General features: G+C 51.6%; 1 protein-coding gene. It reads right to left on the bottom strand.

Annotation, left to right across the window (positions count from 1 at the left end; all coding sequences use genetic code 11):
- The coding region (locus R0K30_RS22615) for a phosphatase PAP2 family protein (protein WP_410613163.1) at window positions 1-256 on the bottom strand (256 nt) is incomplete at both ends.

Genomic DNA, 256 nt, shown 5'->3' with positions numbered 1-256 from the left:
GATAATGGTGGCCGACCCAAATTCTTGAGAAGCCGGTCAAAAGGCCGAAAATCACAAGCGGCCAGCCGAGTTTTTTGTTGCGGAACAGAATCGCAATTGAAATCGCCAAAGCGCCTGTCGTATGGTCACTCGGAAATGAAGCATCCGCGGCATGAGGGATCAGCGTATGAACCGTATGTTCTACAAAAGGGCGCGGCTCGATATAGACTTTCGTGATGAGGTAGTTGACGATAAGCGCCGCAACACCCGTGAAGCC

It is taken from the genome of Bacillus sp. SIMBA_154 (assembly GCF_046536015.1).
GTDB classification, from domain to species: Bacteria; Bacillota; Bacilli; order Bacillales; family Bacillaceae; genus Bacillus; species Bacillus pumilus_P.
The sequence above is the reverse complement of the archived record's forward strand: the minus strand, read 5'-3'. Positions and strand labels throughout refer to the sequence as shown.